The sequence below is a fragment of the Bacillus sp. 01N42_2 genome, from assembly GCF_056399565.1.
Genome location: NZ_JBFTRO010000002.1, coordinates 493,311 through 508,625, shown reverse-complemented (window position 1 = coordinate 508,625; position 15,315 = coordinate 493,311). Strand labels below are relative to the sequence as shown.

The 15,315-nt window shown below is 45.6% G+C and carries 15 protein-coding genes; 11 read left to right on the top strand and 4 right to left on the bottom strand.

Annotation, left to right across the window (positions count from 1 at the left end; translation table 11 throughout):
- From AC1DN5_RS06205 to lepB, 7 genes are all read left to right on the top strand, one after another.
- Positions 1–1,137 carry an efflux RND transporter periplasmic adaptor subunit gene (locus AC1DN5_RS06205; protein WP_366969444.1) on the top strand — a complete coding sequence of 379 codons (1,137 nt, stop codon included), beginning with the start codon at positions 1–3 and terminating at the stop codon, positions 1,135–1,137.
- The gene (locus AC1DN5_RS06200; protein ID WP_049628402.1) at positions 1,138–1,830 is read left to right on the top strand and encodes an ABC transporter ATP-binding protein; all 693 of its coding nucleotides are present in this window, start codon (positions 1,138–1,140) and stop codon (positions 1,828–1,830) included.
- A complete protein-coding gene (locus AC1DN5_RS06195) occupies positions 1,827–3,020 on the top strand; it encodes an ABC transporter permease (RefSeq protein WP_327814110.1) in 1,194 nt (397 codons plus the stop codon). Before AC1DN5_RS06200 ends, AC1DN5_RS06195 begins: the two co-directional genes overlap by 4 nt.
- Positions 3,021–3,304: 284 nt before the next feature.
- A complete protein-coding gene (locus AC1DN5_RS06190) occupies positions 3,305–4,060 on the top strand; it encodes a DeoR/GlpR family DNA-binding transcription regulator (protein ID WP_045926921.1) in 756 nt (251 codons plus the stop codon).
- Entirely contained in the window at positions 4,057–4,968 is a 912-nt protein-coding gene (pfkB, locus tag AC1DN5_RS06185) for a 1-phosphofructokinase (protein WP_016936279.1), read from the top strand. Before AC1DN5_RS06190 ends, pfkB begins: the two co-directional genes overlap by 4 nt.
- A gap of 14 nt (positions 4,969–4,982) precedes the next feature.
- Positions 4,983–6,887 (top strand): PTS fructose transporter subunit IIABC, encoded by a 1,905-nt coding sequence (locus tag AC1DN5_RS06180; protein ID WP_045926923.1) that lies wholly within the window; start codon positions 4,983–4,985, stop codon positions 6,885–6,887.
- A gap of 94 nt (positions 6,888–6,981) precedes the next feature.
- Complete coding sequence (gene lepB / locus AC1DN5_RS06175; protein ID WP_395940959.1) at positions 6,982–7,599, top strand: signal peptidase I; 618 nt, start codon at positions 6,982–6,984, stop codon at positions 7,597–7,599.
- 37 nt (positions 7,600–7,636) lie between these two features.
- On the opposite strand, the gene AC1DN5_RS06170 is transcribed toward lepB, so the two are convergent.
- Positions 7,637–7,906 carry a hypothetical protein gene (locus AC1DN5_RS06170; RefSeq protein ID WP_015239771.1) on the bottom strand — a complete coding sequence of 90 codons (270 nt, stop codon included), beginning with the start codon at positions 7,904–7,906 and terminating at the stop codon, positions 7,637–7,639.
- Positions 7,907–8,069: 163 nt separating this feature from the next.
- Here AC1DN5_RS06170 and AC1DN5_RS06165 point away from each other — a divergent pair, with 163 nt between their 5' ends.
- Positions 8,070–9,689 (top strand): ABC-F family ATP-binding cassette domain-containing protein, encoded by a 1,620-nt coding sequence (locus AC1DN5_RS06165; protein ID WP_016936276.1) that lies wholly within the window; start codon positions 8,070–8,072, stop codon positions 9,687–9,689.
- 110 nt (positions 9,690–9,799) lie between these two features.
- The gene (locus AC1DN5_RS06160; RefSeq protein WP_366969443.1) at positions 9,800–10,708 is read left to right on the top strand and encodes a ketopantoate reductase family protein; all 909 of its coding nucleotides are present in this window, start codon (positions 9,800–9,802) and stop codon (positions 10,706–10,708) included.
- A gap of 29 nt (positions 10,709–10,737) precedes the next feature.
- Here the strand turns inward: AC1DN5_RS06160 and AC1DN5_RS06155 are convergent, their stop codons facing one another.
- The 3 genes from AC1DN5_RS06155 to mreBH all read right to left on the bottom strand — a co-directional run bounded on the left by AC1DN5_RS06155 (position 10,738) and on the right by mreBH (position 13,284).
- Entirely contained in the window at positions 10,738–11,970 is a 1,233-nt protein-coding gene (locus AC1DN5_RS06155) for an aminopeptidase (protein ID WP_366969442.1), read from the bottom strand.
- 100 nt (positions 11,971–12,070) lie between these two features.
- A complete protein-coding gene (locus AC1DN5_RS06150) occupies positions 12,071–12,205 on the bottom strand; it encodes a protein YkpC (RefSeq protein ID WP_016936273.1) in 135 nt (44 codons plus the stop codon).
- 71 nt (positions 12,206–12,276) lie between these two features.
- Positions 12,277–13,284 (bottom strand): cell shape-determining protein MreBH, encoded by a 1,008-nt coding sequence (gene mreBH / locus AC1DN5_RS06145; RefSeq protein ID WP_029575211.1) that lies wholly within the window; start codon positions 13,282–13,284, stop codon positions 12,277–12,279.
- 270 nt (positions 13,285–13,554) lie between these two features.
- Here mreBH and AC1DN5_RS06140 point away from each other — a divergent pair, with 270 nt between their 5' ends.
- Together AC1DN5_RS06140 and AC1DN5_RS06135 are read left to right on the top strand one after the other, a co-directional pair.
- On the top strand, positions 13,555–13,839 hold the full coding sequence (locus AC1DN5_RS06140; protein WP_013352109.1) for an AbrB/MazE/SpoVT family DNA-binding domain-containing protein: 285 nt from the start codon (positions 13,555–13,557) through the stop codon (positions 13,837–13,839).
- Between the two features lie 171 nt (positions 13,840–14,010).
- Positions 14,011–15,315: an ATP-binding protein gene (locus AC1DN5_RS06135; protein ID WP_366969440.1), complete on the top strand. Its 1,305-nt coding sequence runs from the start codon at positions 14,011–14,013 to the stop codon at positions 15,313–15,315.

Genomic DNA, 15,315 nt, shown 5'->3' with positions numbered 1-15,315 from the left:
ATGAAAAAACTTTTGATCGGAATCGGCATTGCAGTGATTATTGCAGTATTCATGGTTATCAATATTTATCGGTCTGTCTCTCCCGCGGGCGGCAGCGCCGGGGAAAAAGTCGATACCGGGACTATGGAAAAAAGAGAAATCTCCTCTGCGGTCATGGTTCCGGGAACACTTAAATTCTCCAAAGAACAGTATGTTTTTTATGAAGCGGATAAAGGAACCCTTGATAAAGTAAAAGTAAAAGAAGGCGACAAAGTAAAAAAAGGGTCGTCGCTAGTCACTTATACAAACGACCAGCTCAACCTTGATAAAGAGCAAAATGAGTTGACAGAACAATCAAAACGGCTGCAAATGGAACAAATTCAAGAAAAACTGCAAGCCTTAAACAGTAAAGAAAAAGATCTGGCAAAACAAGCGGGAGAAGCGGAAGCCAAAAAACAAATTGATTCCGAACGGACTGATCTGCAGCTTCAGCAAAAAACGGCTGAAATTGAATTAAAGCAATCTGACTTGCAAAAGCAATCTCTTGAAAACCAGGTGGCGAACCTCAATGTCAAGAGTGAGATGGACGGAACGGTTATCTCGGTAAATCAAGAAGCCGCTTCTAAGAAATCGGATATTCAAGAACCGGTAATACATATAGGCGACCCGGAACACCTGATCGTTGCCGGCAATTTGTCTGAATACGACACACTGAAAGTGAAAAAAGGACAAAGCGTTACAATAACCTCAGACGCCATTCCGGATAAAACATGGAAGGGAAAAGTGACGGCTGTCGGTCTCGTTCCGGAACAAAAGTCAGGAGCTGCTTCTGGTGAAAGTACGGAACAAGCCGTGCAGTATCCGTTTCAGGTCAAGCTGATCGGAAAGCTTCCGGAGGGCAAACCGGGGTTTAAACTCATTATGAACATTGAAACCGACAAGCGGAAAGCCGATACGCTGCCGTCCTCCGCAGTCAAAAAAGACGGAGATGAGCACTGGGTCTTTACGGTAAAAGACGGGAAGGCCAAACGCGTGAAAGTCAAAGTCGGCGACACCTCGAATCAGTTAACGGAGATAAAAGAGGGACTTTCAAAGAATGATAAAGTCATTCTGAATCCGGCTGACGGTTTGACTGACGGAACGGATGTGAAAGCATAGATGATTCAGCTTTCAAAGGTGAAAAAAAGCTATCAGATCGGCAAGGAAACGTTTGATGTCCTCCGTTCAATCGACCTGACGATTGAAGAAGGGGAATATGTATCCATTATGGGACCGTCGGGATCAGGTAAATCTACGATTATGAATATCATCGGCTGTCTGGACAGACCGACATCAGGCAGTTACAGACTTGCGGGAGAAGATGTATCTTCATGCACGGAAAAAGAGCTTGCGGCGGTCCGGAACAAATCAATCGGGTTTGTTTTTCAGCAATTTCAGCTGCTGCCGCGATTGAATGCAAGAAAAAATGTCGAACTTCCCATGATTTACGCAGGTATCGGCAAAAAAGAGCGTGAGGAACGGGCGGAATATGCGCTGGAAAAAGTCGGCTTAGCGGATCGGATGCTTCACATGCCGAATGAGCTGTCCGGCGGCCAAAAGCAGCGTGTCGCGATTGCAAGAGCCATCGTTAACGAGCCGAAGCTCATTTTGGCTGATGAGCCGACCGGCGCGCTGGATACGAAAACAAGCATTTCCATTATGGAGCAGTTCACAGAGCTTAATGCAGAGGGCGTAACCGTGGTGCTTGTCACACATGAGCCTGAAGTGGCGGATTGTACAAACAGAGTAATTTTCGTCCGTGATGGCAGTATCGTTTCCCGCGATTCTGAGCAGAGGAGAGTGGGGGAATGAGCCTGTTAGAAAATCTCCGGATGGCTCTCAGTTCCGTCAGAGCTCACAAGATGAGATCGATTCTGACGATGCTCGGCATCATTATCGGCGTCGGTTCAGTAATCGTTGTTGTGGCTGTCGGCCAGGGCGGAGAGCAAATGCTGAAGCAATCCATCAGCGGGCCGGGCAATACGATTGAATTGTATTATATGCCGAGTGATGAAGAATTAACAACCAACCTGAACGCTTCGCAGCAAGTGAGTTTTACAGAAGAAGATATTGAAGGATTAAAAGGAGTGGACGGCGTAAAGCAGGTTGTCGCTTCCGCAGTAAAATCAATGACGGCTCGTTATCATCAAGAAAAAACGGACATTACGCTGAATGGCATTAACAGCGGCTACACGGACGTAAAAAAACTGGACGTTCAGGATGGGCGGACATTTACGGATAACGATTTCCTTTCCGGGAAAAGAGCGGGCATCATCTCGAAAAAAATGGCTGAAAAGCTGTTCGGGAAAACATCTCCGCTCGGAAAAATCGTCTGGGCCGGCGGACAGCCCGTAGAAGTAATCGGTGTATTAAAAGAAGAGAGCGGATTTTTATCATTAGGGCTCAGTGAAATGTATGTTCCGTTCAACATGCTGAAAACGTCTTTCGGCACAAATGACTACAGCAACGTTTCGATTCAGACGGAATCCGCTGATCAAATCAAAACGACAGGAAAAGAAGCGGCCCGCCTCTTAAATGACAATCACGGCACAAAAGAGGCCTACCAAGTCATGAATATGGAAGAAATCGCCGCGGGCATCGGTCAGGTCACGACCGTCATGACGACAATCATCGGTTCGATCGCCGGTATTTCTCTCGTTGTCGGCGGAATCGGGGTCATGAATATTATGCTCGTATCGGTAACGGAACGGACAAGAGAAATCGGCATCCGCAAATCGCTCGGTGCCACGAGAGGACAGATTCTGACACAATTCTTAATTGAATCCGTTGTGCTTACTTTAATCGGCGGCTTAATCGGAATCGGTCTCGGCTACGGGGGAGCATCACTCGTTTCCCTTATCGCGGGCTGGCCGTCGCTCGTTTCCTGGCAGGTGGTTTGTATCGGCGTGCTGTTCAGTATGCTGATCGGTGTCATCTTCGGCATGCTGCCGGCCAACAAAGCATCCCGCTTAGATCCGATTGAAGCGTTACGGTATGAATAGTGAAACCTCCCCATGCAGTCCGCATGGGGTTTTTTCTGTGTTTTAAAGATTGAATGAATATAATAGACTTTTTTCATTTATGATAAAAAGAAATGTCATACAATTGTCCCCCTTTTTGTCGAATTTACAGTTTACAAACCCTATGTACATACGTTAATATGAACAAATGTGAAAGATTTTGATAGTTATTGAATGAATTTGAGTGATTTTAGTTGCTCAAAGTAAAAAAAGCGTTTACAATAATCTTGTAGGTGAAATGAATACGTTTTCAAAGGAGGCGGAATATGCTCACTCCTGAAAGGTATCAGCTGATCCTTGATCAGATTGAAAAGCGTGACGTGGTAAAGATTCAAGAGCTGATAAGCATGACAAACGCTTCTGAATCAACAATCAGAAGAGATTTATCAACGCTTGAAGAGCGCGGGTTTTTAAAGCGCGTTCACGGCGGGGCATCTAAGCTTTCCAACAGCCGGCAAGAACCCGATATGCTTGAAAAATCCTCCAAAAACCTTCAAGATAAGCTGAAGATTGCAGAAAAAGCGGCATCTTTATTAGAAGAAGGTGACTGTATTTATCTTGATGCGGGAACAACTGCATTGCATATGATTGATTTTATAGATCAAACAAAGGACATTGTGGTTGTCACAAACGGAGTTATGCATATCGACGCTTTAATAAGGAAAGGAATCCCCTTTTATCTTCTCGGAGGATATGTGAAGCATCGAACAGGTGCGATGATCGGCGGCGCCTCATTATCGGCGGTCAGCCAATACCGATTTGACAAAAGCTTTCTCGGAGTGAACGGCGTGCACATTGAAGCCGGTTATACAACACCCGATCCGGATGAGGCTCTTCTGAAGACAAAGGCTGTGAGACAGGCGAAAAACGCGTATGTTTTAGCTGACCCTTCCAAATTCGGCGAGATTTCTTTCGCAGCGTTCGCCGCTTTGGGCGATGCCGTTATCATTACCACTGAATCTGAAGAACTTGCATTCGATAATTACCAAGAAAAAACTGTCGTAAAGGTAGTGAAATCATGATTTACACTGTAACCCTCAATCCGTCTGTTGACTATATCGTTCACGTTGAAGATTTTGCCGTAGGCGGTTTAAACCGTTCCAGCTATGACACGAAGTACCCCGGCGGGAAAGGCATTAACGTTTCGAGATTACTGAAAAGACACCATGTGCCGTCAAAAGCATTGGGGTTTGTCGGCGGATTTACCGGAAATTATATCACGTCATTTTTGCAGCAGGAAGGTCTGGAAACGGCTTTTTCTGAGGTGGATGAAGACACGCGTATAAATGTAAAACTGAAAACGGGCGATGAAACGGAAATTAACGGTCAGGGCCCGACGATTTCAGACGAAGTGTTCAGTGCCTTTTTAGAACAGTTCTCCGCTCTGAAAGAAGGAGACATCGTCGTTTTAGCGGGAAGCATCCCATCTTCTCTTCCGCATAACACGTATGAAAAAATTGCTGAGGCATGCAGAAAGCAGAATGCCCGGGTGGTGGTAGACATCTCTGGTGAAGCGCTTATGAAAGCGACAGAAATGAAACCGTTTTTGATGAAGCCGAACCATCACGAGCTTGGCGAAATGTTCAATACGGTCATTGACTCAGCCGAAGCAGCCGTTCCGTACGGCAAAAAATTAATTGAACAAGGCGCTGAACATGCGATAGTTTCGATGGCTGGCGACGGTGCGCTTTTATTTACGAAAGAGGCGGTTTTCCTCGCTAATGTTCCTAAAGGAAAGCTGGTCAATTCCGTAGGCGCGGGTGATTCCGTTGTCGCGGGATTCCTTGCGGGAATCTCAAAACAGCTGCCTTTGGAAGACGCGTTCCGTTTAGGTGTTGCTTCCGGAAGCGCGACGGCGTTTTCTGAGGAGCTCGGAACTGAAGAGTTTGTACAGCAGCTTCTTCCTGAAGTTAAAGTCACACGTCTATAGAGGAGGAAAGAAAAGTGAAGATAACTGAGCTGTTAACAAGAGATACAATTCATCTCAATATAGAAAGCAAAGAGAAAGAAAACGTTATCGATGAAATGGTGACAGTGCTTGACAAAGCCGGCAGATTAAATGACAGAGAGGCTTACAAAGCAGCCATTTTAAATCGTGAAAGCCAAAGCTCGACGGGAATCGGCGAAGGCATTGCCATTCCTCACGCGAAGACGGCGAGCGTCATTAACCCGGCCATCGCATTCGGACGTTCAAAAGAAGGTGTGGACTATGAATCATTAGACGGTCAGCCGGCACACCTGGTCTTTATGATTGCGGCAACTGAAGGAGCGAACAATACGCACCTTGAAGCATTATCAAGACTTTCAACGCTTCTCATGCGTGAAGAAATCCGCAAACAGCTTCTTGAGGCTGAATCAGAAGATGCGATCATTGACATCATCAATCAGCATGACAAAGATGACGATGAGGAAGAAGAAGAGCAGGAAGAACAGGCAGCGCCGTCAGGAAAGGGCAAAATTCTTGCGGTTACTGCATGTCCGACAGGTATCGCCCATACATTCATGGCTGCTGACGCACTGAAAGAAAAAGCGAAAGAGCTCGGCGTCGACATTAAAGTAGAGACAAACGGCTCAAGCGGAATCAAGCATAAGCTGACGGCTCAGGAAATTGAAGATGCGCCTGCGATTATCGTAGCGGCTGATAAACAGGTTGAAATGGAGCGCTTTAAAGGCAAACATGTTCTTCAAGTGCCCGTAACGGCCGGTATCAGACGTCCTCAAGAACTGATTGAAAAAGCCGTTAATCAAGATGCGCCGATTTACGAAGGCAGCGGCGGAGGATCTGCCTCTTCTAATGAAGACGGCCCGAAACAGAAATCAGGCACAAGCATCGGAAGCACTTTCTATAAACACTTAATGAGCGGTGTCAGCAACATGCTGCCATTTGTCGTCGGCGGCGGAATCCTCGTTGCGATTTCATTCTTCTGGGGAATTCATTCAGCTGAGCCGAAAGATCCGACATATAACACGTTTGCTGCAGCGCTGAACTTTATCGGCGGCGATAATGCGTTAAAACTGATCGTTGCCGTTCTTGCCGGATTCATCGCAATGAGTATTGCGGACCGTCCGGGATTTGCGCCGGGTATGGTCGGCGGATTTATGGCTACGCAGGCGAATGCCGGATTCTTGGGCGGACTGATTGCCGGGTTCTTAGCCGGTTATGTTGTAGTCCTGCTGAAAAAGCTGTTTGTCTTTATTCCTCAGACTCTTGACGGATTAAAACCTGTATTGATTTATCCGCTGCTCGGTATTTTTATCACCGGTGTCCTGATGCAGTTTGTCATTAACACACCTGTAGCAGCGTTTATGAATTTCTTAACAAATTGGCTTGAAAGCCTTGGAACCGGAAACCTTGTCTTAATGGGGATTATTTTAGGCGGTATGATGGCTATCGACATGGGCGGCCCGCTCAATAAAGCGGCGTTCACTTTCGGGATTGCGATGATCGGCGCCGGAAACTATGCCCCGCACGCAGCCATCATGGCGGGCGGAATGGCTCCGCCGCTTGGAATTGCACTGGCGACAACATTCTTTAAACATAAATTCTCTAAACGTGACCGTGAAGCCGGTATTACGTGCTACTTCATGGGAGCTGCTTTCGTTACAGAAGGCGCCATCCCGTTTGCGGCGGCTGATCCGCTTCGCGTCATCCCTGCAGCCGTTATCGGTTCTGCGGTAGCGGGCGGACTGACAGAGTTTTTCCGGGTAACGCTCCCTGCACCGCACGGAGGAATATTCGTTGCATTCATTACGAACCATCCGCTGCTTTACTTAATGAGCATCGTGATCGGAGCGGTTGTAACGGCGGTTATCTTGGGAATCGTCAAAAAACCGGTAGTAGAGAAATAAACAAAAAGCGTCCTTTACGGGCGCTTTTTTCAATCATATGCGCATAGAAGCGTTATGTATTTTGTGATGAGTTGTGATAAAGTAAAGATAGTACATGAACCGTAACAGTGATCGTCTAGGAGGAACCACGTTGACTGAAGAACAAAAACCTACTTCTGAAAAATCGGTAAAAAGAAAATCCAACACGTATTGGGAATGGGGAAAGGCCATCATAATAGCGGTCGCTCTTGCGCTTTTAATCCGCCATTTCCTGTTTGAACCGTACTTAGTGGAAGGATCATCAATGTACCCGACATTACATGACGGTGAAAGGCTGTTTGTCAACAAAAGCGTCAATTATATCGGAGAAATCGAGCGGGGGGACATCGTCATTATTAACGGTGATACATCGAAAGTCCATTATGTAAAGCGGCTCATCGGAAAACCCGGAGAAACGGTGGAAATGAAAAATGACACGCTTTATATAAACGGCAAAAAAATCGATGAACCGTACCTCGCGAGCAATAAAAAAGAAGCGAAAAAACTGGGAGTCAACCTGACGGGAGATTTCGGCCCCGTAAAGGTTCCGAAAGGCAAATACTTCGTCATGGGCGACAATCGGCTGAACTCAATGGACAGCCGGAACGGACTCGGTTTAATTGCCGAAAAACGGATCGTCGGCACCTCGAAGTTTGTGTTCTTCCCGTTTCATGATATGCGTCAGACAAAATAAAAACGCCGCGCTGCCCGATTCGGACGGCCGGCGTTTTTTATTTGGCAAACGAGGCGGCGATGGCAATGAACATTACCGTGGCCAGCACTGATCCGACAATGGCCAGAACGCTGAAAAAAAGATTCACCTGCTGCTTCTCTTTGCCGCGTTTTTCAAGCATCCGTTTTGAAAAGAGATGCGAAAACGTGTAAATGAGGGCGATTCCGACGTACAAGCCGATGTCACGTGCGGTAAAGCCTGTGACGGCCAGAAAAACCCCGGTAAAGAAAATCATAAGACAATATTCTGTGAGTGTTAAAAGCTTCAACTTGTTCCTCCGTGATGAATATGTATATATATCTATTGTATCACAGGGCTTCGGGTTTGGCGCTTGCGTCTTTTCAAAACCCTTATATTCGCAGGGAAACATTTCTCTTCCCCTTTATTCATGGTATACTTTTATTGATGTTAGACACGATGGAGGATTATAAATGATTGCTGTAAATAATGTGAGCTTGCGTTTTGCGGATCGCAAGTTATTTGAAGATGTCAATATTAAATTTACGCCGGGCAATTGCTACGGATTAATAGGCGCAAACGGTGCCGGAAAATCAACATTCTTGAAAATTTTATCCGGTGAACTGGAGCCTCAGACCGGCGATGTCCATATGAGCCCGGGCGAACGCCTTGCCATCCTGAAGCAGAACCATTTTGAATATGAAGATTACGAAGTTCTGAAAGTCGTCATTATGGGACATAAACGTTTATACGAAGTCATGCAGGAAAAAGACGCGATTTATATGAAACCGGATTTTTCTGATGAGGACGGCATCCGCGCCGCTGAGCTTGAAGGAGAGTTTGCGGAATTAAACGGATGGGAAGCTGAAAGTGAAGCCGCTATTTTGTTAAAGGGTTTGGGCATCTCTGAAGACCTGCATACGAAGAAAATGGCGGACTTAGGCGGATCAGAAAAGGTGAAAGTGCTTTTGGCGCAGGCGCTGTTCGGCAAGCCGGACGTTCTGCTGCTTGATGAACCGACGAACCACTTGGATCTGAAAGCGATTCAGTGGCTGGAAGAGTTTCTGATCAACTTTGAGAACACAGTCATCGTCGTATCCCACGACCGTCACTTTTTAAATAAAGTGTGCACGCACATCGCCGATCTTGATTTTAATAAAATTCAAGTGTATGTCGGCAACTATGATTTCTGGTATGAATCCAGCCAGCTTGCATTAAAGCTTTCTCAGGAAGCCAATAAGAAAAAAGAAGAGCAGATTAAACAGCTTCAGGAGTTCGTGGCCAGATTCAGCGCCAACGCCTCTAAATCAAAGCAGGCGACATCAAGAAAGAAACTCCTTGATAAAATTACGCTTGATGATATCAAACCGTCATCACGCCGTTATCCTTATGTCAATTTCACGCCGGAACGCGAGATCGGAAATGACGTGCTGCGGGTAGAAGGCTTAACGAAAACGATTGACGGCGTTAAGGTGCTTGATAACGTCAGCTTTATTATGAACAGAGAAGACAAAATCGCGTTTACGGGCCGCAATGAGCTTGCCGTTACGACATTGTTCAAAATCATTTCCGGGGAAATGGAAGCTGACAGCGGCACATTCAAATGGGGCGTCACCACTTCTCAGGCGTACTTCCCGAAAGACAACAGCGAATATTTCGACGGCAGCGATGCGAACCTTGTAGACTGGCTCCGCCAATACTCGCCGCATGACCAAAGCGAAAGCTTTCTGCGCGGCTTCTTAGGACGCATGCTGTTCTCTGGGGAAGAAGTCAACAAAAAATCAAACGTTCTTTCCGGAGGAGAAAAAGTGCGCTGCATGCTTTCAAAAGCGATGCTTTCCGGCGCGAACATTTTAATTTTGGATGAACCGACAAACCATTTAGACCTGGAATCCATTACAGCGCTTAACAACGGTTTAATCAGCTTTAAAGGCGCTATGCTGTTTTCATCTCATGACCATCAGTTTGTACAGACAATTGCCAACCGCATCATTGAATTAACGCCTAAAGGCATCGTTGACAAACAAATGTCTTATGACGAATTTCTTGAAAATGCGGATGTGCAGAAAAAGCTTGAGGAGCTATACGCGTAATAAAAAAGCAGAGGAGACTCTGCTTTTTATTTGTGAAAAAAGTTTTCAATCTTCTGACTTCCCGTTACAATAAGGAACATATGAATTGAAAAGAGACGGAGGAATGCATCATGAAGTTTTTAGTTGTCGGAGCAGGGGGAGTGGGCGGTTATATCGGCGCACGTCTTGCAGAGAAGGGAAATGACGTTACGTTTCTCGTCCGTCAGAAGCGGGCGGAACAATTAAAAGAGACGGGATTGACTGTCAAAAGTGCAAATGGTGATGTTTCAATCAAGCCGAAAATAATCATGGCGGGCGAAGAAGGAGAGTTTGACGCCTTTATCATCGCATCAAAAGCGTATTCTTTGCAGGACGTCATTGGGGATGTCAAGCCGTTTGTCAAACCTTCGTCGGTCATTATTCCTTTTTTAAACGGGTACAGGCACTATAACGAGCTGTTCGAAGCTTTTTCAAAACGGCAGGTGTTAGGAGGCCTCTGCTTTATTGAGAGCGCCCTTAACGAAAAAGGGGAAATTCTTCATACGAGCGCTGCCCACCGCTTTGTGTTCGGTGAATGGAGCGGGGAACGCACAGAACGTATAAATGAGCTGGAAAAAGCGTTTGCGGGTGTGAAAGCGGATGTCATCATCAGCCGGGATATTGAAAAGGATATTTGGAAAAAGTACATGTTCATTGCCGCGCAGGCGGGAGTAACCACTTTGTTTCAACAGCCGGTCGGACCTATTTTAGATACAGAAGGCGGCCGCAATACGGCAAAGCGTCTTTTTGCAGAAATCGGAGCCATTTTCAAGGCTGCGGGCATTCCGAAGGACGCTGACCTTGAAGAAGAGAGTTATCGTACGTTGACAAGCATGTCTTATCATATGAAATCGTCGATGCTGAGAGACATGGAAAAGGGCCGGGTGACAGAAGGTGATCATTTACACGGTTTTCTGCTTGAGAAAGCGAAAGGCTTGTCAGTTGATACCCCTGTTTTGGAAACCGTCCTTGCCAACCTGCAAATGTATGAAGCAAAATAAAAAAGGAGGCCGAAGCGCCTCCTTTTTTATTAAAATGCCCAGTTTCCGTTTCTGAAGATCGGTTCTCTTTTGCCGTCAGCTGTAATTCCGTCGATATTCATATCTTTGGAGCCGACCATGAAATCTACGTGCGTAATGCTTTCATTTAAGCCCTCTTTAACAAGCTCTTCCCGTGTCATTTGTTTGCCGCCTTCGATATTAAAGGCATACGCGCTGCCGATCGCCAAGTGGTTTGATGCATTTTCATCATACAGTGTGTTGTAAAATAAAATATTTGATTGTGAAATCGGTGAATCGTACGGCACTAAGGCCACTTCTCCGAGATAATGCGAGCCTTCATCGGTTTCGACGATGCCTTTTAAAATCTCCTCGCCTTTTTCAGCTTTCACATCAACGATGCGGCCGTTTTCAAAGGTAAGTGTAAAGTTATCAATAATGTTGCCGCCGTAGCTCAGCGGTTTCGTGCTGGAAACCGTGCCGTTCACCCCATCACGCTGCGGAAGAGTGAAAACCTCTTCTGTCGGCATGTTGGCCATGAATTCGTGCCCGTTTTCATTCACGCTTCCCGCGCCCGCCCATACATGTTTTTTCGGCAATTCAATGGTTAAGTCTGTTCCTTCAGCTTGATAATGCAGGGCGCTGTAATGTTTTTTGTTCAGGTGTTCCACTTTCTCATGAAGGTTTTGATCATGTTTTTTCCATGCTTCCACTGGGTTTTCTTCATTTACGCGGGTCGTTTTGAAAATTTCTTCCCATAAAAGCTGAACGGCTGTTTCTTCCGGCTGATCCGGGAACACTTTTTTCGCCCAGCCTGTTGAAGCGGCTCCGATCACCGTCCAGCTGACCTTATCTGATTGAATATATTGTCTGTATGTATGCAATGCTTTTCCGGCGGCTTTTTGGAACGCTGCAATCCGTTTCCCGTCAGTGCCTTTTAACAGGTCGGGGTCGGATGAGACGACAGAAATAAACGCAGCTCCTTTTTTCGCGAGCTCTTCTTTGCCTTTCGCTTCCCATTCAGGATATTCTTCAAACGCTTCAAACGGGGCCATTTCGTATTTTAATCTGGACAATTCATCGTCCTGCCAATTTACGGTGACGTTTTTTGCGCCTTTTTCATACGAATGTTTAGCCAGCAGTCTGACAAGTTCCCGGACATCGGTTGAGGCATTGATTACGACATGCTGTCCTTTTTGGACATTGACGCCGACTTCTACCGCCAGCCGAGCATATGTATTTAACTTTTCAGTAAACGAACTCATCGTTCATTCCTCCTCATCGGTTTTTCTCATCATATCAAATATCGCCTCATAAAGAAAAGAAAGGAGCGTAAATGAAAAAGACACAGCCTTTGCTGCGTCTTTACGGATGATTCAGTTTTACGGTGCTGCCGGCCGGAGAATGGGGCATATTGGCCAGCGAAATGCTCATCCCCCCCAAGATAATTCCGCTTAAAATGACAGCTACCGCTACGCGTCTTCCCACATCTCTAAGCATATGCTTCCTCCTTAATGTTTCTCCAGTTCTCACAATATGAGCCGGCAGGAGAAAAAAGAAGCACAATCTTATTATTTAATCGCTTTTTGCAGCTTGTCGATGACGTCTAACGAACGCCCCGTGCCGATAGCGACTGATTCAAGCGGATTTGCGGCCAAATGAACGGGAACGACGATTTCTTCTGTCAGCCATTCTTTCATCCCGTTTAAAAGCGAGCCCCCGCCGGTTAACACGACGCCGCGGTCAACGATGTCCCCGCTGAGTTCCGGCGGACAATCTTCAAGAGTCGCTCTGATGGCTTCAAGAATATGTAGGAGCGATTCACGCATCGCGTGCTGAATTTCATTTGACTGCAGTCTGATCGTCTTCGGCAGACCGGTTACGAGGTCACGGCCGCGGATTTCCATCGTTTCCGGCACATGTTCAATCAATGCAAAACCGATTTCCATTTTCACTTGTTCTGCCGTACGTTCTCCGATCAGCAGGTTGTATTTTTTTCTGACGAACGAAGCGATATCTTCATCAAGCTGGTCGCCGCCGATTCTGATAGAGTGGCAGGACACGACGCCTCCGAATGAGATGATGGCGACTTCAGTCGTACCGCCTCCGATATCCACGACGACGTTTGCGACCGGCTCGTCAACCGGGAGGTCGGCTCCGATTGCAGCTGCTACGGGTTCTTCAATTAAGTGAACATTTTTTGCTCCGCAGTTTTTGACAGCGTCACTGATGGCGCGGCGTTCAACGGCTGTTGATCCTGAAGGTGTGCAGACGACGACATTCGGTTTGCGGAAGGTCATCCCGATTTTTTTTCCGGCTTTTTTCATAATGTGTTTTAATAAGTCAGTTGTCATATCATAATCAGCAATGACGCCGTCTTTCATCGGCCGTACGGCGACGATTTTCCCCGGCGTCTTTCCGATCATGTTTTTGGCATCTGTTCCGATGGCAAGCACCGCTTTCGTTGTTGTATCTACAGCGACAACGGAAGGCTCGTTTAAAATAATTCCTTTATTTTTACTGTAAACAAGTATATTAGCGGTTCCTAAGTCGATTCCGATCTCAGTTGATTGAAACATATTTTCACCCAATCCCTATCCTGATTTAATTGATTCTACATTTAAAGTTTCTGAGAAAAACCACGATTTTTGGGGGTTTCCGCCGGGAATGAAATGTTTTTGTAAAAAAGGAGGGAAAGTCTGTATCCCGTATTTCAAAAAGGCTTTCTTCTGTAAAAAAACATTCATTACTGGATGCGGAGAAACTTTTGCTCCGTTACTTTCGTCTACGTTTATGAAGGATTTTCCTTGGACATATATAAGAGACATTAAAGGAAGTAGGGGATTTCTATGAAATCAATTGGTGTAGTAAGAAAAGTAGACGAACTAGGGCGTATTGTCATGCCGATTGAATTGAGAAGAGCATTGGATATCGCTATTAAAGATAGTATTGAATTTTTTGTTGACGGAGACAAAATTGTCTTGAAAAAATACAAACCGCACGGCATTTGCTTAATGACCGGAGAAATTACCCCCGACAATCAGGAATACGGCAACGGTAAAATCATCTTAAGCCCTGAAGGAGCGAAAATGCTGCTTGAGGAAATCGAGGAAGCGTTAAAAGATAAATCATAATGATAAAAAGGGCGGAGCGTCATTCCGCCCTTTTATTATGAACTTGTGCAAAAACTCACGGTAAAATCAAGCAAACCTGCTCAAATAATTGGGAATAGTTATCATTTTTTAGTCAATAATGCGGTCAACAATGTTACAATATATGTAGAAATGCTAGCGGCAGGTGGGACTATGGGAAAATATCAAGCGCGTATCATTTCATTAATCTTGGCAATGATTTTTATTATGTTTTGGGATTATTTATTTTATATAATTGAACGGAATCCGATTAACTGGCCTGTTGATATCACTTTTACCACTGTCACGTTAATCAGCGTCTGGCTGCTGGCTTATTATGTAGATCATAAAAAGCAGCTGCTGGCGGAGCTGAAGGACAGCGAGCAGAAAGCAAAGGCGCTTTCAGATGAGAAAAACCGGATCATGGACAATCTGCAGGAAATTGTTTTTCAGACGGATTCACAAGGGAATATTACATATTTGAATCAAGCTTGGACGGCGATTACGGGCTATTCCATCAGCGAATGTATGGGCACGATGTATAATGATTATTTTATAAAAGAGAAACATATCATTGATTATATTATCTCCCAAATTAAGCAGCAGTCTCCGTCAGGAATGTTCACGGCTAAATATATTAAAAAAGACGGCACTATCTTTTGGGGAGAAGTTCATTATAAGCTGTATTATGACCGCAGACAGAAATTTGTCGGAAGCCTGGGGACGATGTCTGATATCAGTGAACGGAAAAAAGCGGTTGATGAGCTTCTGGAAACGAACGAACGGCTCGCCATGCAATCTCAAAAGCTGGCTATCGCCGGTGAACTTGCGGCAGGAATCGCCCACGAAGTAAGAAATCCTTTAACATCAGTCAGCGGCTTTCTCCAGCTGATGAAAGCTCAGTATCCGGAACGAACGGATTATTTTGATATTATTTTTTCGGAAATTAAAAGGATAGATCTTGTGCTGGGAGAGCTGCTTCTGCTCGCCAAGCCGCAGACCGTGACGTTTACCGCCCATCATCTCAACCATATTTTAAGGCAGGTGGCGACGCTTCTTGACACAAACGCGGTGCTGTCAAACACTGTGATTGAGAAGGATTTCAGGCAGACTGAGTCCTGTATGGTCAACGGTGACGAAAACCAGCTGAAACAGGTATTTATCAATATTATTAAAAATGCGATTGAGGCGATGCCTGACGGCGGGAATATTCATATTTACACAAAACGGGATGAAGAATACGCGGTGATCAGCATACAGGATGAAGGAAACGGCATGTCGAAAGAAAAGCTTAAAAACATCGGGAGACCGTTTTTCTCGACAAAAGATCAGGGAACAGGCCTCGGTCTTCCGATTTGTTTACGAATTCTCAAGGAGCATAATGGTAAACTTAACATTAAGAGCAAAAATGGAGAAGGCAGTACGTTTCAGGTATTTCTGCCTTTAGAAGCGGCTGCTGTCCAAAAGGAGGAAAACTAA

Excerpts from the sequence above, each read along its gene's own strand:
- AC1DN5_RS06165 (WP_016936276.1), top strand. The coding sequence starts at position 8,070 with ATGATTGCTGTAAATAATGTGAGCTTGCGTTTTGCGGATCGCAAGTTA.
- lepB (WP_395940959.1), top strand. The coding sequence starts at position 6,982 with ATGAACCGTAACAGTGATCGTCTAGGAGGAACCACGTTGACTGAAGAA.
- AC1DN5_RS06190 (WP_045926921.1), top strand. The coding sequence starts at position 3,305 with ATGCTCACTCCTGAAAGGTATCAGCTGATCCTTGATCAGATTGAAAAG.
- AC1DN5_RS06160 (WP_366969443.1), top strand. The coding sequence starts at position 9,800 with ATGAAGTTTTTAGTTGTCGGAGCAGGGGGAGTGGGCGGTTATATCGGC.
- AC1DN5_RS06200 (WP_049628402.1), top strand. The coding sequence starts at position 1,138 with ATGATTCAGCTTTCAAAGGTGAAAAAAAGCTATCAGATCGGCAAGGAA.
- AC1DN5_RS06155 (WP_366969442.1), bottom strand. The coding sequence starts at position 11,970 with ATGAGTTCGTTTACTGAAAAGTTAAATACATATGCTCGGCTGGCGGTA.
- mreBH (WP_029575211.1), bottom strand. The coding sequence starts at position 13,284 with ATGTTTCAATCAACTGAGATCGGAATCGACTTAGGAACCGCTAATATA.
- AC1DN5_RS06205 (WP_366969444.1), top strand. The coding sequence starts at position 1 with ATGAAAAAACTTTTGATCGGAATCGGCATTGCAGTGATTATTGCAGTA.
- AC1DN5_RS06150 (WP_016936273.1), bottom strand. The coding sequence starts at position 12,205 with ATGCTTAGAGATGTGGGAAGACGCGTAGCGGTAGCTGTCATTTTAAGC.
- AC1DN5_RS06135 (WP_366969440.1), top strand. The coding sequence starts at position 14,011 with ATGGGAAAATATCAAGCGCGTATCATTTCATTAATCTTGGCAATGATT.
- AC1DN5_RS06140 (WP_013352109.1), top strand. The coding sequence starts at position 13,555 with ATGAAATCAATTGGTGTAGTAAGAAAAGTAGACGAACTAGGGCGTATT.
- pfkB (WP_016936279.1), top strand. The coding sequence starts at position 4,057 with ATGATTTACACTGTAACCCTCAATCCGTCTGTTGACTATATCGTTCAC.
- AC1DN5_RS06195 (WP_327814110.1), top strand. The coding sequence starts at position 1,827 with ATGAGCCTGTTAGAAAATCTCCGGATGGCTCTCAGTTCCGTCAGAGCT.